17 protein-coding genes and 3 tRNA genes (1 of these 20 cut by a window edge) are annotated in these 16,501 nt (G+C 56.8%); 9 read left to right on the plus strand and 11 right to left on the minus strand.

The features are described 5' to 3' along the window. From HNR62_RS02330 to HNR62_RS02350, 5 genes are all read right to left on the minus strand, one after another. Window positions 1-58 (minus strand) — tRNA-Val (locus HNR62_RS02330) (it extends 119 nt beyond the left edge of the window). Between the two features lie 59 nt (window positions 59-117). Further along, window positions 118-194: transfer RNA gene (locus HNR62_RS02335), tRNA-Val, on the minus strand. Between the two features lie 59 nt (window positions 195-253). Further along, window positions 254-330: transfer RNA gene (locus HNR62_RS02340), tRNA-Val, on the minus strand. 91 nt (window positions 331-421) lie between these two features. Further along, window positions 422-1,459, minus strand: a complete 1,038-nt coding sequence (locus tag HNR62_RS02345) for a DUF3080 family protein (RefSeq protein WP_204794491.1) — start codon at window positions 1,457-1,459, stop codon at window positions 422-424. Further along, complete coding sequence (locus HNR62_RS02350; protein ID WP_420827134.1) at window positions 1,404-2,792, minus strand: MATE family efflux transporter; 1,389 nt, start codon at window positions 2,790-2,792, stop codon at window positions 1,404-1,406. The genes HNR62_RS02345 and HNR62_RS02350 overlap by 56 nt, the downstream gene beginning before the upstream one ends. Before the next feature lie 163 nt (window positions 2,793-2,955). On the opposite strand from HNR62_RS02350, the gene HNR62_RS02355 reads away from it, so the two are divergent. Beyond that, the gene (locus HNR62_RS02355; RefSeq protein ID WP_204794492.1) at window positions 2,956-3,582 is read left to right on the plus strand and encodes a riboflavin synthase subunit alpha; all 627 of its coding nucleotides are present in this window, start codon (window positions 2,956-2,958) and stop codon (window positions 3,580-3,582) included. Window positions 3,583-3,616: 34 nt separating this feature from the next. Here the strand turns inward: HNR62_RS02355 and HNR62_RS02360 are convergent, their stop codons facing one another. The 3 genes from HNR62_RS02360 to HNR62_RS02370 are packed head-to-tail and all read right to left on the minus strand — an operon-like array spanning window position 3,617 to window position 5,466. Next, window positions 3,617-3,820 (minus strand): CPXCG motif-containing cysteine-rich protein, encoded by a 204-nt coding sequence (locus HNR62_RS02360; protein WP_204794493.1) that lies wholly within the window; start codon window positions 3,818-3,820, stop codon window positions 3,617-3,619. Between the two features lie 27 nt (window positions 3,821-3,847). Then, window positions 3,848-4,594 carry a pteridine reductase gene (locus HNR62_RS02365; RefSeq protein WP_204794494.1) on the minus strand — a complete coding sequence of 249 codons (747 nt, stop codon included), beginning with the start codon at window positions 4,592-4,594 and terminating at the stop codon, window positions 3,848-3,850. Window positions 4,595-4,602: 8 nt separating this feature from the next. Continuing rightward, entirely contained in the window at window positions 4,603-5,466 is an 864-nt protein-coding gene (locus HNR62_RS02370) for a fructosamine kinase family protein (RefSeq protein WP_204794495.1), read from the minus strand. Window positions 5,467-5,815: 349 nt separating this feature from the next. On the opposite strand from HNR62_RS02370, the gene thrS reads away from it, so the two are divergent. The 8 genes from thrS (at window position 5,816) to cobB (ending at window position 13,659) form a co-directional block, all read left to right on the plus strand. Next, entirely contained in the window at window positions 5,816-7,750 is a 1,935-nt protein-coding gene (gene thrS / locus HNR62_RS02375; RefSeq protein WP_204794496.1) for a threonine--tRNA ligase, read from the plus strand. A gap of 41 nt (window positions 7,751-7,791) precedes the next feature. After that, a complete protein-coding gene (gene infC, locus HNR62_RS02380) occupies window positions 7,792-8,289 on the plus strand; it encodes a translation initiation factor IF-3 (protein ID WP_239552550.1) in 498 nt (165 codons plus the stop codon). Between the two features lie 75 nt (window positions 8,290-8,364). After that, on the plus strand, window positions 8,365-8,559 hold the full coding sequence (rpmI, locus tag HNR62_RS02385; RefSeq protein WP_204794497.1) for a 50S ribosomal protein L35: 195 nt from the start codon (window positions 8,365-8,367) through the stop codon (window positions 8,557-8,559). A 14-nt stretch (window positions 8,560-8,573) separates the two neighbouring features. Beyond that, on the plus strand, window positions 8,574-8,930 hold the full coding sequence (gene rplT / locus HNR62_RS02390; RefSeq protein ID WP_204794498.1) for a 50S ribosomal protein L20: 357 nt from the start codon (window positions 8,574-8,576) through the stop codon (window positions 8,928-8,930). 155 nt (window positions 8,931-9,085) lie between these two features. Continuing rightward, the gene (gene pheS, locus HNR62_RS02395) at window positions 9,086-10,069 is read left to right on the plus strand and encodes a phenylalanine--tRNA ligase subunit alpha (protein WP_204794499.1); all 984 of its coding nucleotides are present in this window, start codon (window positions 9,086-9,088) and stop codon (window positions 10,067-10,069) included. Between the two features lie 15 nt (window positions 10,070-10,084). Then, on the plus strand, window positions 10,085-12,472 hold the full coding sequence (gene pheT / locus HNR62_RS02400) for a phenylalanine--tRNA ligase subunit beta (protein WP_204794500.1): 2,388 nt from the start codon (window positions 10,085-10,087) through the stop codon (window positions 12,470-12,472). A gap of 1 nt (window position 12,473) precedes the next feature. Further along, the gene (locus tag HNR62_RS02405) at window positions 12,474-12,779 is read left to right on the plus strand and encodes an integration host factor subunit alpha (protein WP_204794501.1); all 306 of its coding nucleotides are present in this window, start codon (window positions 12,474-12,476) and stop codon (window positions 12,777-12,779) included. A 163-nt stretch (window positions 12,780-12,942) separates the two neighbouring features. Next, complete coding sequence (gene cobB / locus HNR62_RS02410) at window positions 12,943-13,659, plus strand: Sir2 family NAD+-dependent deacetylase (RefSeq protein WP_204794502.1); 717 nt, start codon at window positions 12,943-12,945, stop codon at window positions 13,657-13,659. 133 nt (window positions 13,660-13,792) lie between these two features. Here the strand turns inward: cobB and HNR62_RS02415 are convergent, their stop codons facing one another. Genes HNR62_RS02415 through potB form a run of 3 tightly spaced genes read right to left on the minus strand, consistent with a single transcriptional unit; the run spans window position 13,793 to window position 16,476 of the window. Further along, entirely contained in the window at window positions 13,793-14,848 is a 1,056-nt protein-coding gene (locus tag HNR62_RS02415) for an extracellular solute-binding protein (RefSeq protein ID WP_204794503.1), read from the minus strand. 1 nt (window position 14,849) lies between these two features. Beyond that, window positions 14,850-15,617 carry a spermidine/putrescine ABC transporter permease PotC gene (gene potC, locus HNR62_RS02420; protein WP_204794504.1) on the minus strand — a complete coding sequence of 256 codons (768 nt, stop codon included), beginning with the start codon at window positions 15,615-15,617 and terminating at the stop codon, window positions 14,850-14,852. Beyond that, on the minus strand, window positions 15,610-16,476 hold the full coding sequence (gene potB / locus HNR62_RS02425) for a spermidine/putrescine ABC transporter permease PotB (protein WP_204794505.1): 867 nt from the start codon (window positions 16,474-16,476) through the stop codon (window positions 15,610-15,612). Before potB ends, potC begins: the two co-directional genes overlap by 8 nt. Window positions 16,477-16,501 lie beyond the last annotated feature (25 nt).

Consider the following 16,501-nt stretch of genomic DNA (forward strand, 5'->3'; position numbering starts at 1 on the left):
CGAACCACCGACCCCTACCATGTCAAGGTAGTGCTCTAACCAGCTGAGCTAAGGACGCATGTTGTTGATGTTAGCCTGTGATCTCAGGTTGCTTTGCAGGCCTTGGCCAGACAAATATGGTGCGTCCTAGTGGATTCGAACCACCGACCCCTACCATGTCAAGGTAGTGCTCTAACCAGCTGAGCTAAGGACGCATGTTGTTGATGTTAGCCTGTGATCTCAGGTTGCTTTTGCAGGCCTTGGCCAGACAAAATGGTGCGTCCTAGTGGATTCGAACCACCGACCCCTACCATGTCAAGGTAGTGCTCTAACCAGCTGAGCTAAGGACGCATGTCGCCTTGAAGCGAGCCGTATACTAGCCAAGGGCTCGAAGAGGGGCAAGCGTTTTTTCTGCCGAAACAAACGGATGAAGAACTATTGTTCAAGTCGGTGAAATATCACACCGTTGCAGAAAGCGTTGCCACAGTCGGGCGTGTGCCAGGGTCAGGGAGCGGTAGCGACGATAGATTTCACTGTGCAGTCCTGCGCCAACATGGTTCCGATAAACCCTCATCTGCTCCTGCCTTGCCGGAGGCGGGTTCAGCGTACTTTGCAGCAAGGGCGCCAACTCGACAAACTGTCGGTCGATCCGGCCGAAATAACCTTGAATGCCGTCGATATAATAGCGCCGCATGGCATTGCGCAGTCGCTCGGCCCGTATCCTGCCGCCTCGGTGGCAATCAAAGTGTTCCAGTTGTTGCAGAAAAGCCAGGCTCTGGTCGAGGTAGTGGGCGGCGCTGTGCAGGGAATAAAACAGGCGGCCGAGATATTCATTGCGGTAGAGGCCGCTCAGCGCCTGGTTCAACTCCTTCTGGGTCAGCAGTCTCACGCCGGGCTTCTTGCCTCGAGCCTCGGCCTGCAGCCGTTCGAACAGGATGAACGCATTGACCGTTTCCTGGTAGCCATCTTGCTGTGCGAAAGCCAGGGTGCGCTGGCGAGGGGTGAGGGCGGCACGAATATCCGGCTCCGCCACCATCATGTTCCAGTGATAACCGGGCAACAGCGGCGCCTTTTGGGCGGCAATATCGTGCAGCCAGCCGGTTAATTCCGCATCCTCGGTGTTGGCCAGACAGCGTTGCAGCCCCTGCTGAAATGTCAGATGATAAAGTAGCTGGGCGGCGGCGGTCCGGCTCTTGCCGATAGGACTGTTATGTTCCCCGACCATGTCCAGCAGGCCGCACCGGCCCAGCTTGAGGGCGTCAAGCAGCCCGGTGCTGACTCTGGGCTGCTGCTGTTGTAATGCTCGCTGAGGCGGTAACGGCGGCAGGGCTGACGCCCGGCTCAAGGTGGGCTCCGCCACCTCCAGTACATGAGCAACCCGTTTCAGATAGGTCTGAAAATGGTCTTCGAGTTCATTGGGGGGGCTACAGGCCGTCAACCAGAGGCAAGCCAGCCCGATTACGATGTTCGACCCGTACATAGATAATCCGTAACCGCCATATCAACATCAGTGCCGCTACCGACAAGCCTATCAGAAAACCAATCCAGAAGCCGTGTGGCCCCATGGCGGGTACCAACCAGTCGGTCAGGCCCAATACCATGCCGGCCGGCAGGCCGAACAGCCAGTAGGCCACGAAGGTAATATAAAAGATGACCTGGGTATCTTTATAGCCGCGCAGGGCGGCAGCGGAAATAACCTGAGCCGAGTCGAAAATCTGATAAAAAGCCGCCAGCAGCAGCAGGCTGGCGGCCAGTTGCTGCACGGCGCCGTTGTCGGTATAGAGAGCGGTGATCCAGTGACGTCCCAGAATGGTCGCCAGGGCGGTCAGTACCGCCAGCAGAGCGCCGAATACGATGCCGGCGATGCTGATGATTCTGGCCTGTTCAGCCCGGTTCTCGCCCAGGCTATGGCCCACGCGGATGGTCATGGCCATCCCCAGACTCAGGGGGATCATGAAAATCATGCTGGAGAAGTTGATGGCAACCTGATGGCCGGCCACCACTTCCGAACCCAGGGGGGACAGCAACAGCGCTACTACGGTAAACAGTGTCACCTCGCAGAAGATGGCCATGGCAATGGGAAAGCCCAGGCGAAAGAGGCGACCAATCCGTGGCCAGTCGGGGGCGTGCAAGCGGGTAAAAAGAGCAAACGATTGCAACAGGGGAGAACGACGAGTGTAGACGATCATGGCCACCAGCATGGCCCAGAACACCAGGGCCGAGGCATAACCACAGCCCACCCCGCCCAGAGCCGGCATCCCCAGTTTGCCGTGGATCAGGATATAGTTGGCGGGAATGTTGACTGCCAGGCCGATAAAGCCGATGACCATGGTGGGCAAGGTATGAGACAGCCCCTCGCTGAAGTTGCGCAAGACCTGATAAAGCGCATAGGCGGGCATGCCCCATAGAATGCCGTGCAGGTAACCGGTGGTTTTTTCGACCAGCAACGGCTCCACCTCCATCCAGTGCAAGGCCTGCGGCGAGTAATAGAGTGCCAGCATGACGGGCACGGTAACCAGAATGGTCAGCCAGACCCCCTGATGCACGGCGGCGGCGACATCGCCATGGCGACGAGCGCCATTTAATTGCGATATAATGGGTGTCAACGCCATGATGACGCCCTGCACCAACAGGATCAACGGCAGCCAGAAACTGGTGGCCACCGCCACCGCCGCCAGATCGGTGGCACTGACCTGACCGGCCATGACGGTATCTACAAAGCTCATGGTGGTTTGCGCGACTTGCGCCACCATGATGGGGCCGCACAGCCGTAACAAACGGGGAAGTTCGGCAATATAAGGCTTCAAGGCCATGTTGTTCTCGCTTGCAGTAAAATGAGGTCAGGTTGTCGAAAGCAGGGTTCGGTAACCGATAAGAAGTGGAAAATACACGGAGTATCGTCAATGTGTGGGAATATAGCCTTGATGAAGGCATATTCCCACTATCTTCAACTGAATTTTTAGCGGGAAAAGACTCATGTTCACCGGAATAGTACAGGGGCAGGGCACCCTGCTCGACATCATCGATAAACAGGACTTTCGCACTCACCTGGTGCAACTACCTCAGGCCATGCTGCCGGGGCTGGAACTCGGCGCTTCGGTGGCCCACAACGGCTGTTGTTTGACGGTCACCGCCATCGAAGGCGACCGAGTCGGTTTTGACTTGATGCAGGAAACCCTGCGGGTAACCAATCTGGGGCGGTTAGCGGTGGGTGACAGCGTCAACCTGGAACGGGCGGCGCGCTTTGGCGACGAGATAGGCGGTCATGCCATGTCCGGCCATATCATGGCCCAGAGCGAACTGCTGGAACGGCAGGTGACACAAACCAATACCACACTCTGGTTTGCGCTACCGGCCGGCCTTGCCAAATATGTCTTTACCAAGGGGTATATCGGCATCGATGGTATCAGCCTGACCCTGGGAGAAGTAGGGGCAGACCGCTTTGCGGTGCATCTGATTCCGGAAACCCTGTCGCGCACCAACCTGGGTCATATTGAGCCAGGTTACCCGGTCAACATCGAAATTGATCCCCAAACCCAGGCCATCGTCGATACGGTAGAGCGGGTGATGGCGACACACAACAATGTTATGCCAACATACTAGGTGTTCATTCAATGTTCACTCAAAAGAATCCGGGTCAGAAATACTGCTCATCATCCGCATCGACGCTCAGTTCAACCGCGTCGCTTAGTTCATTACGCTTGACCACTATGTGCATGGCATTGCAGCAGGCCATGCAGTCTTCGTAATAGTCCTGATCCCCTTCGGAGGCATCCACCACGATGCGAGTATGATGACCACAGTGAGGGCACTCGATATTTTGCTCAAAATAGTCTCGCATCGGATTTTTCCCTATATTGGTTTCGACTCAGGCTTCGGGTAGCCCACGGCTGGAGCGGCCGCCATCGAGGGCAATAATCTGCCCTGTCAGGTAGCGGGGACCTGTCAGCAGAAAAGCGGCCGTCTCGGCGATTTCCCCGGGCTGACCCAGGCGGGCCATGGGAATGGATCCCAGCACCTGCTGTTTCTGCTGCTCGGTCAAGGCATGAGCCGGCCAGATAATGGCACCGGGTGCGATGCCGTTGACACGAATCGCCGGGGCCAGCTCTTCCGCCAGCCCCCGGGTTAGGGTGGCCAGGGCATTTTTAGCCATGGTGTACAGCAGGTGATGTTTCAGCCCTTTCTCTGCGTGAATATCCACCATATTGATGACGGAACCCTGGCTGTCTCTTAACGCCGGTGCCAGCGCCTGAATCAGGAAATAAGGAGCGGCGGCATTGGTGGCGGCCAGATCCTGCCATTGCGCCGGTGTACCCTCACCGAAAGGAGTGGGATAAAAGCTGGAGGCATTGTTGATCAGACCATCGAGACGACCGAAGCAGCCCAGGGCCTTGTCGGCCAGGGCGCTTAATTCATCGAGTCGGGTCAAATCCTGGCATAGCAGACAAACGCTGTCTGGTCGTATGGCGTTCAGTTCCTGCATCAGGGCCGTAGCCACGTCTTTACTGCGATGGTAATGCAGCACCAGTCGATATCCCTGATGATGCAAATGGCGGCTCATTTCGGCACCTATGCGTTTGGCGGCACCGGTAATCAACACCACGGGTTGCGGCATAACGTCTCCTAACTGGCAATAATACGATACAGGCTGTCTTTGGCCTGAGCGAGATAAGGCTCGCCGAAATGGTTAACATGATTGAGTAAATGGTAGAGGTTGTAAATCTCTCGCCGTTCCCTGTAACCCGCTTCCAGCGGCCAGACTCTATTGTAACCTTGATAAAAGACCTGAGGGAACTGGCCAAACAGCTCGGTCATGGCGATATCGGTCTCTCGATCACCAAAATAACTCGCAGGATCAAACACCACTCCCATGTGTTCGTAAAAACCGACATTGCCCCGCCAAAGGTCACCATGCAACAGGGAGGCACGAGGCTGGTGATGGATCAGGTGTAATTTGATACCCCCGATGATTTCTTCAATATCCCCCAGGCGAATATCTTTTTCTTCCAGTAACTTAAGCTGCCAACCGATACGCTGTTCGGAAAAAAAGGTGGCCCATTTCTTGTGCCAGCTATTGGGTTGTACCGACAAGCCGAGAAAATTGTCTTCATCCCAGCCGTACATCGGCTGATGCTGGCTTTGATGCAGATGAGCCAGCTGGCGACCGAGCATATGCCAGTCCTCTTCATCCGCATCACCGAAAGGCAGGTATTCCAGTACCAGAAAGCTGCTGGTCGCGGTCGTGCCGCTGCAGATGGGCATGGGAATGGTCACCGACTGGCTACGCCGCAGGTGATCCAGGCTGGTCCATTCAGCGCGAAACATATCCACCCGTTCTTTGTCATTCAGCTTGACAAAATAGCGGCGTCGGCCGTCCGAAATCCGGAACGCCTGATGGATATCACCACCGGTCAGCGGCTTTTTCTCTTTAATGGTAAATTCGCTGCCGGTTGCTTCCGAGATCTGGTGGGCAATCACCTGCCACATATAATGCCTCCGCTGGAACTGGGTTTGCCCACAGTATAGGTCAGGACGTCACGACCAAAGCCCATCGAGATAAAAATCGAAGCCAGTCCAGGGGACGGTTAAAAGCAGGCTCTGCCGTCGATACCGTGTCAGAGGTAAGTGGCGTGCAGTAATGGAAGAAAAAGCGCAATTCTGGTAGAGTCGGTGGCTCTCAACCTGTGCCGCCGGGCAGCATTAGCAACCCCAAGGCGCGCCAGACTGGCAAGGTACGCCAGATGGTTGATACCGCCATGAAGCTTTCATTATATAGATTCATCTTCATACACTACATGTGCGCTTTGGTAGGGTGCACCACTGTTAAGGACATTTCATGCCGACAATTACTCTTCCCGATGGTAGCCAACGCCATTTTGAACAGGCCGTTTCCGTGCTGGACGTGGCGCAAGACATAGGCCCCGGTCTGGCCAAGGCCTGTATCGCTGGCCGCATTGATGGTCAACTGGTCGATGCCTGTGAACTGATAAATACAGACGCCAAACTGGCGATCATCACCGCCAAGGATCAGGACGGTCTGGAAATACTGCGCCATTCCTGTGCTCACCTCTTGGGTCATGCCATCAAGCAGCTGTGGCCCCAGACCAAGATGGCGATAGGGCCGGTGATCGACAACGGTTTCTATTACGACATCGATCTCGACCATGTATTGACCGAAGAAGACATCGAGAAGCTCGAAGCCCGCATGCTGCAACTGGCCAAGACCGAGTACCCGGTCATCAAGAAAAAGGTCAGCTGGCAGGAAGCGCGGGATACCTTTGCCAGACGGCATGAACCTTACAAGATAGAAATTCTGGATCAGAACGTCAGCCAGGACGACAGACCGGGCCTCTATCACCACGAAGAATATGTCGACATGTGTCGTGGCCCGCATGTGCCCAACATGAAGTTCTGCCAGCACTTCAAGCTGCAGAAAGTCTCCGGTGCCTACTGGCGTGGCGATGCCAAAAACAAGATGCTGCAGCGTATCTACGGTACCGCCTGGGCCGACAAGAAGGCGCTCAAGGGCTACCTGCTGCAGCTGGAAGAAGCCGCCAAGCGGGATCACCGCAAAATCGGCAAGCAGCTCGATCTCTATCACATGCAGGAAGAAGCGCCGGGCATGGTATTCTGGCACAACGATGGCTGGACCATCTTCCGCGAGCTGGAGCAGTTCGTGCGCGACAAGCTGCGCGAATATCAGTACGAGGAAGTGAAGGGTCCCTTCATGATGGACCGGGTGCTGTGGGAAAAATCCGGCCATTGGGATAAATATGCTGAAAACATGTTTACCACCCATTCCGAAAACCGGGACTACGCCATCAAGCCGATGAACTGCCCGGGTCACGTGCAGATCTTCAACCAGGGCCTGAAGTCCTACCGGGATCTGCCGCTGCGCATGGCAGAATTCGGTTGCTGTCATCGTAACGAGCCAAGCGGCGCCCTGCACGGCCTGATGCGGGTCCGGGGCTTTACCCAGGACGATGCCCATATCTTCTGTACCGAAGATCAGATCCAGCAAGAAGTGTCCGCCTGTATCCAGATGGTGTATGACACTTACGAAACCTTCGGTTTCAGCAACATCGCGGTCAAACTCTCGACCCGTCCCGAGCAGCGCATCGGCAGTGACGAAGCCTGGGATCAGGCCGAGCTGGCCCTGGAGCAGGCACTCAAGGCCGCCGGTATCGAATATGATCTGCAGCCGGGCGAGGGTGCCTTCTATGGCCCCAAAATCGAATTTACCCTGTACGACTGTCTGAACCGGGCCTGGCAATGTGGCACCGTTCAGCTCGACTTCGCGCTGCCGGGACGCCTGGGTGCCAGCTATGTGGGTGAAGACAACGAACGTCACGTGCCGGTCATGATTCACCGTGCTATCCTAGGGTCAATCGAGCGTTTTATCGGTATCCTGATTGAAGAGTACGCCGGTCTGTTTCCGACCTGGCTGGCCCCGAATCAGGTCGTGGTGCTCAACATTACCGATAATCAAGCCGATTACGCGCTCAATCTGGCTAACAGCCTGAATAATGTTGGCATTCGGGCCAAAGCGGACTTGAGAAATGAGAAGATAGGCTTTAAAATCCGCGAGCATACTCTGAAGCGGGTACCTTTCATGCTGGTTTGCGGCGACAAAGAAGTCGAAGCCGGCAAAGTAGCGGTTCGTACCCGGAAAGGACAGGATCTAGGCGTCTTCAATGTAGAAGAGCTGACCTCGCTGATACAGCAGGAGATCCTTACTCGCGGTAAGAAAACAGTGGAGGATAGGTTATAAAAGGCGCTAAAAGAGGGAGCAAACCAGCTCCACGCAATCGACTGAATGAAGAAATCCGACTGCCAGAAGTTCGCTTGGTCGGCCTGGAAGGCGAGCCCATCGGGGTCGTCTCTATTGCCGAGGCTCTCGAAGCGGCTGCCGGCGCAGGTGTAGACCTGGTGGAAATCAGTCCCAATGCCGAGCCGCCCGTCTGCCGTCTTATGGATTACGGCAAGTTCATCTATGAGAAGAGCAAGGCGACCAAGGAACAGAAGAAAAAGCACAAGCAAATCCAGGTCAAGGAAATCAAATTCCGACCCGGTACAGATGATGGCGACTACCAGGTAAAACTACGCAACCTGGTTCGCTTTTTGGAAGAGGGCAACAAAGCCAAGGTCACGCTGCGTTTTCGCGGTCGTGAAATGGCGCACCAAGAGCTCGGTTTCGATTTGCTCAACCGTATCAAAGCGGATTTGGACGAATTGGCCGTGGTCGAGGCCTTTCCCAAGCTGGAAGGGCGTCAGGCTGTCATGGTGCTTGCCCCGAAGAAAAAACAGTAAGGTTTTACAAGTAGCCGGGTAATGGTTATCCGGCTCGCCTTGTCTGTTTGTTGTTATTAACAATGCGGAGTTGTTATGCCGAAGATGAAGTCAAACAAAGGTGCTGCAAAGCGCTTTAAGAAAACGGCGAGTGGTTTTAAGCGCAAGCAATCCCACCTGCGTCACATCCTCACCAAGAAAAGCACCAAGCGTAAGCGTCAGCTGCGCGGTAAGTGTCTGGTAGCAGCTGCTGATGTTGCCCAGATCAAATCCATGTTGCCGACTGCTTAAGAGGATAGTGAACAATGCCAAGAGTTAAACGTGGTGTGACCGCTCGCGCTCGTCACAAGAAAATATTAAAGCAAGCCAAAGGTTATTACGGTGCCCGTTCACGCGTCTATCGCGTAGCGGTACAGGCAGTAACCAAAGCCGGTCAATATGCATATCGTGACCGTCGCGCTAAAAAACGTCAGTTCCGTCAACTGTGGATTGCGCGTATCAACGCGGCAAGCCGTCAGAACGGTCTGTCATACAGCCGCTTCATCAATGGCCTGAAAAAAGCCTCTGTTGAAATCGATCGCAAGATCCTGGCTGATATCGCCGTACACGACAAGACCACCTTCAGCGCTTTGGTTACCAAAGCAAAAGAAGCCCTGGCTTAAGTCGTCAAGACGATAAATGAAGAAGGAGGCTCCGGCCTCCTTTTTTGTTGCTCCCTGCCGGGCTCAGTGCTGGCGGGAACGAGGGATATCCTTTATTATCAAGACCTTTCAAATTATTAAGTGTCTGCATCAAGCGGGCAAGTAACGAGGAATACATGGATCAGCTGGAAGACGTGATCGTCAAAGCACAGGCGGAGATCCAGGCTGCCGCCAACGCCGCCGAACTGGATGACATCCGGGTACACTATCTGGGCAAAAAAGGCTTCTTTACCGAACAGTCCAAGGCCCTGGGCAAGCTGTCCGCCGAAGAGCGGCCCGCCGCCGGCCAGATTATCAACAAGGCCAAACAGGCGGTCAGCGATGCCATCAACAGCAAGCGCGAAGCGCTGCAGCTGGCCGAGCTGAACCAGAAGCTGGCCAGTGAAACCCTGGACATTAGCCTGCCGGGCCGCCGTCAGTCTGCGGGTGGTCTGCATCCGGTCAGCCGCACCATCAAACGGATCGAGTCGTTTTTCGGCGAGTTGGGCTTTCAGGTGGCCGAAGGGCCGGAAATCGAGGACGATTTCCATAATTTCGATGCCCTGAACATTCCGGCCCATCACCCGGCCCGGGCCGATCACGATACCTTCTACTTCAACCCCAAGCTGATGCTGCGCACCCAGACCTCCGGCGTGCAGATCCGTACCATGGAACAGCAACAGCCGCCGATCCGCATCATTTCACCGGGCCGTGTCTATCGTAACGACTACGATCAGACCCACACCCCCATGTTCCATCAGGTGGAAGGTCTGCTGGTCGACGAAAACGTCAGCTTTACCCAGCTGAAAGGGGTGCTGCACGATTTTCTGCACAACTTTTTCGAAGAAGACCTGCAAATTCGCTTCCGGCCGTCCTATTTCCCCTTCACCGAGCCCAGTGCCGAAGTGGATGTGATGGGCAAGAACGGCAAATGGCTGGAAGTGCTGGGCTGTGGCATGGTGCATCCCAATGTGCTGCGCTCGGTCGGTATCGATCCCGAGCGTTACAGCGGTTTTGCCTTCGGCATGGGGGTCGAGCGTCTCACCATGCTGCGTTACGGCGTGAACGACTTGCGCGCCTTCTTCGAAAATGATCTGCGTTTTCTCAAGCAATTCCGGTAAGCGGCAGGAGCAATAATGAAATTTTCAAAATCATGGCTGGATGAATGGGTCAACACCGGCCTCGGCGCCGAGGCTCTTGCCGAGCAAATCACCATGGCCGGGCTGGAAGTGGACGGTATAGAGCCGGTCGCCGGCGACTTCAGCCAGGTAATAGTGGGTGAAGTGGTCGAATGTGGTCAGCACCCGGATGCGGACAAGCTGCGCGTGACCAAGATCAACGTTGGCGGCGACGAGCTGCTGGACATCGTCTGTGGCGCGCCCAATTGCCGCCAGGGCCTGAAAGTGGCCGTAGCCGTGGTCGGCGCCGTGCTACCCGGTGATTTCAAGATCAAGAAAGCCAAGCTGCGCGGCCAGCCGTCGCACGGCATGCTGTGCTCCTACGGCGAGCTGGGTATCGAACTGGACTCCAGCGGTATCATCGAGCTACCCGCCGATGCCCCCATCGGCACTCCGGTACGTGAGTACCTGGCCCTGAACGACGTTATCATCGACGTGGACCTGACTCCCAACCGCGCCGACTGCCTGAGCATGGCCGGTCTGGCCCGGGAAGTGGGGGTACTGAACCGGCAGGATGTGAACTGGCCCGACATTCCGGCGGTGACCGCCGGCATAGACGACCAGGTCAGCATCCGGCTTTCAGCCCCGGCTGCGTGTCCGCGTTATCTCGGCCGGGTGGTCAAAAATATCGACGTCAAGGCGACCACTCCGTTGTGGATGCAGGAAAAACTGCGCCGCAGCGGCATCCGCAGCATAGATCCGGTGGTGGATATCACCAACTTCGTGCTGCTGGAGTGGGGCCAGCCAATGCACGCCTTCGATCTGGCGACCCTGAACGGCGGCATTAACGTGCGCATGGCCGAACAGGACGAGAAACTGATCCTGCTCGACGGTAATGAGATCAGCCTGAACGCCGATACCCTGGTGATTGCCGACGAAAGCCGGGCCGTGGCCATGGCCGGCATCTTCGGTGGTGAAGCCACCGGTGTAACCGAACATACCCGTGACGTATTGCTGGAATGTGCCTTCTTCAGTCCGCTGGCCATTACCGGTCGCGCCCGCAACTACGGCCTGCATACCGACTCTTCCCACCGTTTCGAACGTGGTGTCGACTATCGGCTGCAGCACAAGGTGATGGAGCGGGCAACCGCCCTGTTGCTGGACATCTGCGGCGGTGAAGCCGGCCCGGTAGTGGAAGCGTTGGCAGAATCCGAACTGCCCCGTGCCAATACCGTGACCCTGCGTCATGCCAAACTGAATCGTCTGATTGGCATCGACATCGACGCCGCCCAGGTGACCGACATGCTGACTCGTCTGGGGCTGGATGTGACCACTACCGCCGACGGTTGGCAGGTGACGGTGCCGAGCTATCGTTTCGACATCGCCATCGAAGAAGATCTGGTGGAAGAAGTGGCCCGTATCTACGGCTACAACAATATTCCCGATGTGGCCCCGGTGGCCGGCCTGACCATGTCTCGCCATCAGGAAGCCAGATTGCCCCTGAACCGGCTAAAGGATGCGCTGGTGGATCTGGGATATCAGGAAGCCATTACCTACAGCTTTGTGGATCCCGCTCAGCAACAGCGGCTGTTCCCGGGCGTCGACACCATGGTGCTGCCCAACCCCATCGCCGCCGACATGTCCGAGATGCGGGTGTCTCTGTGGCCGGGACTGATCCAGGCCGCGGTCTACAACCAGAACCGCCAGCAATCGCGGCTGCGTCTGTTTGAACAGGGGCTGACCTTTGTACCGGACGACGCGGCCGAAAACGGCGTGCGTCAGACTCCGGTACTGGCCGGTCTCTTGCTGGGTCCTGTGGTGGACGAGCACTGGGACATGACCGACAAGGGGGTGGACTTCTTCGACATCAAGGGCGATGTGGAAAGTCTGCTGGCCCTGAGCGCCAACGAATTAAGCTTCTCCTTTGCCCGGACCGACCTCGGCGCCCTGCACCCGGGTCAGTCGGCGGCCTTGCTGCAACAGGGCCGACAGGTCGGCCTGCTCGGCGCCGTACATCCGAGTCTGCTGCGCAAGCAGGGGCTCAAGTCTCAGGCTTATGTGTTTGAAATCGAGCTGGCAGCCCTGACCGAACGCCGGGTGCCGGAAGCGGCCGACGTGTCTCGCTTCCCGGCCAACCGCCGTGATTTGGCGCTGGTGGTCGATCAGTCGGTCGCCGCCGGCGATATCCTTGATTTAGCTAGGAAAGTTGGCGGAGATCAATTGGTTGGATTAAACTTGTTCGATGTATACCAAGGACAGGGCATTGCCGACGACAAGAAGAGCCTGGCGCTCGGCTTGGTGTTGCAGGATACCCACAGGACTTTGGAAGAAAAAGAAATTGCCGACACCGTGGCGCGTATTGTCTCGGCACTTTCTGACGAGTTTAGTGCTTCCTTGAGGGATTGATATGGCGTTAACCAAGGCCGACATAGCAGAGCACCTGTTTACCGAACTGGGCATGAGCAAGCGTGATGCCAAAGACATGGTGGAGGCGTTTTTCGAAGAAATTCGTTCCTCACTGGAGCTCGGTGAACAGGTCAAGATTTCAGGTTTCGGTAATTTCGAGTTGCGCAACAAGGGCGAACGCCCGGGGCGCAACCCCAAAACCGGGGAAGACATTCCCATCTCGGCCCGGCGGGTAGTGACCTTTCGGCCCGGCCAGAAACTGAAGGCCCGGGTAGAAAACGTACCACAGCTCGACGATTCAGAATAAGACCAGAGCCAGGCCCAGAGCCTGGCTTTTTTACACCTGAGCAAGTCGTTATCTTTTTCCTCACTCCTCACTCCTTACCCCTCATCATGCATTAAGACTAAGGGTGCATTGTCTGCGGGGGAGCGATGCTGTTAGCCTAGGTTCTGGATCATCAAGCGAAGGGATGCGGACAGTGCACAAAGGAAATATCGTTATTCTCACCGGTGCCGGTATCTCGGCCGAGTCGGGTATCAGAACCTTCAGGGCCAGTGACGGCCTGTGGGAGCAGCATCATATCGAGGATGTCGCCACCCCGGAAGGCTATCGGCGTAACCCGGAGCTGGTGCAGCGTTTCTACAATGATCGCAGAGCATTACTGCAGACCGTCGAACCGAATGCCGCCCACCAGGCTCTGGCCCGGCTGGAAGCCGAGTGGCCGGATCAGGTCACCCTGGTCACCCAGAATATCGACGACCTGCACGAACGCGCAGGCAGCCAGCATGTGCTGCACATGCATGGCGAGCTGCTCAAGGCCCGTTGTCCGCACTCCAACCAGACCATCGACTGGACGGGCCCGCTGCACACCGCAGATTTGTGCCATTGCTGTCAGTTTCCCGAACCGCTGCGGCCCCACGTGGTCTGGTTCGGTGAAATGCCGCTGCTGCTGGATCACATCTATCAGGCCCTGAGCGAAGCCAGTCTGTTTATCGCCATCGGTACTTCCGGCAACGTCTATCCCGCCGCCGGTCTGGTGCACGAAGCGGCGATGCATAACGCCCACACCGTCGAAATCAACCTGGAGCCGAGCCTGGTCAACAACCATTTCAACGAGCACCGTTATGGCCCCGCCACCCTGAAAGTGGTCGACTATGTAAACGAACTGCTCGTCAGCCGCAGATAACCGAGGTTCCTGATGAGTCGTCTCCACCAAAGCGGATATGCATGGCGTAGGGCACAGGGTTCTCACCTTGATGGAAATGATCACAATGAATTGGCCATATGAAAAAGCCCGCTGTCAGCCGGGCTTTTTATGATTACCGGGAGCGCAGCTTGACCCAGCAGTCTTCGTAGAGGGCCAGGGTTTCGTCACCCAGATCATCCTGGAAGTGCCCCTTGCCGACGATCTCGGGGGAGGGGAACAGCACCGGATTTTCAGCAACCTCGTCCGGCAACAAGGGTTTGGCCCCCTTGTTCGGTACCGCCAGCCCCAGTTCCTGAATGATCTGTGCGGCAATATCCGGGCGCATCAGAAAGTCCAGCAATTGGTGGGCGGCATCCACCGATTTGGCATTGGCAGGAATGGCGGCACTGTCCACCCAGAAGATGGCGCCTTCTTCCGGATACACATATTCCAGGGCGATGCCGTCCTGCCGGGTTTTGTAGGCCTGATCGCTCCACAACAGCCCCAGCGAGACTTCGCCGGTCACATAGGGCATGCGCGGGTTGTCGGAGTTGTACAGCAGCACGTTGTCCTGCAGCAATAGCAGCTTTTCGTAGGCCGCCTCTATCTCGGCCGGCTCCCGGCTGTTGGCGGAATAGCCCAGGGTCAGCAGCGCCATCTGAAAATTCTCGCGAATATCGTCGGTCAGCATCAGCTGACCTTGCCACCGGCTGTCCCACAAGTCCTGCCAGGAATGGATGTCGGCATCGGCCAGTTCATCCCGGTTCACCGCAATGCCGGTGCTGCCGAACGAATAGGGCATGCTGTAGCGGTTGCCCGGGTCGAAGTCCTTGTTCAACATGCTGTCGTCAAGCTGGCTGAAGTGGGGCAGCTTGCTCTTGTCGAGCGGCTGCAGCATGCCTTCACGCGCCATCTTGCTCAGCATGTAGCTGGACGGAAAAACCAGATCGTAACTTTCGCGCGCCTTGCTGGTTTGCAACAGCTTGAGCTTGGCATACAGTGCCTCGTTGGAATCGAAGCTGGCGTAATCCACCTTGACGCCGGTTTCCTCGGTAAAGGCCTGCAGTACATCTTCGGGCAGATACTCGGCCCAGGCATAGACAGACAGGCGATCCTGCGCCTGCGCCTGCGCCAGCATCGGCAGACTGGCGGCCACCACCAGGGCCAGAGGACGGAACCAGAATTTCATATCAGCGTTTATTCCTTAACAAGAGTTGAGATATCACCACCAGCGCCAGCGACACCGCCAGCATGATGGTGGCCAGGGCATTCACCTCGGGCGAAACGCCCACCTTGACCATGGAGTAGATTTTCAGCGGCAGAATTTCGTAACTGGGGCCGGTGACAAAAGAGCTGACGATCACATCGTCCAGCGACAGGGTAAAACTCAGCAGCCAGCCGGCGGCAATGGCGGGCGCGGCCAGCGGCAGTATTATCTTGCGAAAGACAACCGCCTCGCCGGCCCCCAGATCCCGGGCCGCTTCCAGCATGCGCACATCAAAGCCCTTGAGTCGCGAATAGACGGTGATCACCACGAAGGGCAGGCAGAAGGTGATATGGGCAAACAGCAGTGACCAAAAGCCGAGCGAAATACCCAGCACCACAAACAGCGCCAGCAACGAAATGGCCATCACTATGTCCGGCGACATCATCACCACAAACAGCATGCCGCCGACGAAACCCTTGCCGCGAAAACGGTAGCGATACAGGGCCACCGCCGCCAGGGTGCCGATCAATGCCGCCCCTGTGGCCGACACCAGAGCGACGGTCACCGAATGACGGGCGGCTTCCATCAGGCCGGCGTTGTTGGCCAGTCGCTCGTACCAGTCGAGGGTAAAGCCGTCCCAGCGGATGCCGTAACGGGAACAATTGAAGGAATTGACGATCAAGACCCCTATCGGAATATACAGATAGGCGAATACCAGCAGCAAAACGCTGCCCTTGAGCCAGTTAATCATCGATCGACACCTTCCTGTTCAGCATTTTCGCCGCCCGGTAATACAGATACATCATGCCCGCCATCAGCACCGTCAGGGTCACGCTGGTGGCGGCACCGAAGGGCCAGTCCCGGATGTTGAGGAACTGGGTCTTGATGATGTTGCCAATCAGCAGGTTCTTGGCCCCGCCTAACAAGTCCGAAATATAAAACATGCCCAGCGCCGGCAGAAACACCAGCAGACAACCGGCCACGATACCCGGCAGGGTCAGCGGCAGTATGATGCGGCAAAAACGTGCCACGGCACCGGCCCCCAGATCCCGCGCCGCTTCCAGCAGTTGGCCGTCAAGCTTGTCGATGGCGGAGTACAGGGGCAGTACCATAAAGGGCAGCAGTATGTACACCAGGCCGATGATCACCGCCACCTCGGTAAACATGATGCGCAGCGGCTGTTCGATCAGCCCCAGGCTCAGCAATACCGTATTGAGCAGCCCCTTGGTACCCAGCACCACCTTGAGCGCATAGGTACGGATCAGCGAGTTGGTCCAGAACGGCACTATCACCAGAAACAGCATCAGGGGCCGAATGCGGGGCGGCAGCCGGGCGATGATAAAGGCGAACGGATAGCCCAGCAGCAGACAGAGCAGGGTGGCGAACCCGGCCATCAATAATGAATGCCCGAGCACCTTCACATAGAGCGGATCCAGCAGGCGGCCGTAGCTGTCCAGGCTGAACACCAGGCTGATCAGACTGGCGTGATCCCGGGTCATGAAACTGGTGGCAATGATCATCAGGTTGGGCAGAAATACAAACAGCGATAGCCAGCCGACGATAAGCGTGACCGCCACATTCCTGAAACCATTGGCTCGAAAACCATGCATACCGCTCCCCCTGGCTTGCGACGCC

Origin of the sequence: Oceanisphaera litoralis (assembly GCF_016907015.1) — a bacterium.
Classification (GTDB): domain Bacteria; phylum Pseudomonadota; class Gammaproteobacteria; order Enterobacterales; family Aeromonadaceae; genus Oceanimonas; species Oceanimonas litoralis.